A 2,087-nucleotide genomic window follows, 5' to 3' on the forward strand; every position below is an offset into this window, starting at 1 on the left:
AAACCAGGCCACGGCCGAACACGTCGATCCCGACACCGGCGAGATCATGGAGAGCTGATCAGAAACGAAAGCGACGATAAGCCAAGGGCCCCGATCGGGGCCCTTGGCTTATCGTCTCACATCGCCAGCGCTGGCCTGGTTTTGCTCCGCCCAAGTGGCCTGGAATCCGGCCGCCGTTGACACCGCTGAGCTCGAGCTCCCGCCTCATCCGGCCAGACGGTCATCGAGACGCCTGCGAGAGTTTGGAGGCCGCGACGCCCACGGTCGGCATCCAGGTCGCACGCTATGCGAGGGCTCCATTTGCCCGGGGCTTCGGTTTCAAAGGTCAGCTGCGCCCAAGCGAGCCAAGACTGTCTCTGGTAGGCGCGAGGCAAAGGCTCGACATCCTCCGAATGGAGGATGACCCGGCATTTCCAGGCCGTCCGAGTGAACATTCTCCCGTGGCACCGAGACGCCGTCCTGGCGCAATCGCTGCTGGCTTCGTTCATGCGAAGGATGATCAAGGCGGTCGCCGAATGTGCGGTGGCGATCGACGCCAACACGGCATTGTCACGGGAATGGTGCGATCTGAGCCTGCTCCGGTAGGGTAGGGGCGTGCAGCCGATTTCCTACGCCCGTCACCAGTTGCTGGCGGAGCGCGGCCTCGACATCTCGTACGAGACGATCCGGCGATGGGTACTCAAATTTGGATGCAGCTATGCCCGCAACCTGCGCCGGCTCCGGCCCGCACCGGCAGACATCTGGCACCTGGACGAGATGGTGATCCGCATCCAGGGCCGGCGCCTGTATCTTTGGCGAGCCGTCGACAGCGAGGGCGAGATCCTCGACGTGCTGGTGCAATCCAGACGGGACAAGGGGGCCGCCCTGCGGCTGATGCGCAAACTGCTCAAAAAGCATGGCTTTGCCCCCAAAGTGCTGGTGACGGACAAATTGCGCTCCTACGCGGCCGCACGGCGAGACCTGGGGCTCTCGGGGCGCCACGAGCAGGGCCTGCGCCGAAACAATCGGGCGGAGAACTCACACCAGCTAATCCGACGACGTGAGCGCAAGATGCAGCGCTTCAAGTCGCCAATGTCGGCGCAGCGATTTCTCTCCGTTCATGCTGCCATCCATAATATCTTCAACCTCGAGCGCCATCTGATCTCCCGACCGACGCTGCGGCTCTTCCGAGCCGCGGCCGCGCAGCAGTGGCAAAACGCGACCACCGCCGCGTAAGTACAGCATTGCACAGAGCGAAATCCGGCTCGTCGAGTTTCCCGTGACAATGCCCATTGGCGGTATTGTGGGCCGCATACACGCCTTGACGGTCCTTAAAGATCGATGGTGAGGTCGAACCTAGTCTGCTTCTCGACGCCAGCCAGGGCCGGGCAACACGGAATGAATCAAGCGCGTTGTCGAACCATCCGCACGGCGAAGATCAGGATAACTGCCCCAATGAAGCCCGCGATCAAATAACCGACCCAACCGGGACCGAATTTGATACCCATAAGGCCGAACAGCCAACTAGCAGCAGCGGCCCCTACGATTCCCAGGACGATGTTCATCACAAGTCCCATGTCGCTCTTCATAAACTGCTCGGCGAGCCAGCCAGCAATGCCGCCGACAACGATGGCGGCGATCCACCCGATTTCCATATGCGACCTCCCCAGCAATGCAGCCAATAGTAACCGTGTACTTTGAGGCGTTACGGCAAAAAGGGCCCTCAGCTAAGGCCCGTTCGGACGGGATCTCAGTAAGGATAGAACGAGCCGAGCTGGACGGCAATGCGAGGCGGCTAGCGCTGCATGGTCGAGCGGTTTGTTTCAATGCCCGATGCGTGTCGCTTTTGAAGCTGATCCATGTCGCTAAACTTAGCCCCGGGACAGCGAGGGCTCAATCCGCGCGACAGTTCGCACTGGCTTGCGCGGGTTGGTGCCGATCCTGATTGCTGAGACACAACAGGGTCCGGATCGCCRCGGCCAAGAAGCCCGCTGGAGCATCACTTCAGCTAGTGGATGGAATCTAACGCTTGGTGCCCACGCCTGACGGCGGCGATGATTTTGTCGGGGTCAGCGGTCCAGGAGAAGGGCTTCGGATCGGCGTTSGTC

Annotated in this window: 1 protein-coding gene and 1 pseudogene; one reads left to right on the forward strand and one right to left on the reverse strand. The window is 61.3% G+C overall.

Going from position 1 to position 2,087, the window contains the following annotated elements; genetic code table 11:
• Positions 1-624: 624 nt before the first annotated feature.
• Positions 625-1,215: pseudogene (locus tag AC1DW9_RS36540) on the forward strand (IS6 family transposase); the annotation flags it as partial.
• A 167-nt stretch (positions 1,216-1,382) separates the two neighbouring features.
• Here AC1DW9_RS36540 and AC1DW9_RS36545 read toward each other — a convergent pair.
• Entirely contained in the window at positions 1,383-1,634 is a 252-nt protein-coding gene (locus AC1DW9_RS36545; protein ID WP_476770461.1) for a GlsB/YeaQ/YmgE family stress response membrane protein, read from the reverse strand.
• Between the last annotated feature and the right edge of the window lie 453 nt (positions 1,635-2,087).

The sequence above is a fragment of the Allobosea sp. P4_E12 genome (assembly GCF_056401655.1).

Coding starts and splice junctions, on each gene's coding strand:
- AC1DW9_RS36545 (WP_476770461.1), bottom strand. CDS start 1,634: ATGGAAATCGGGTGGATCGCCGCCATCGTTGTCGGCGGCATTGCTGGC.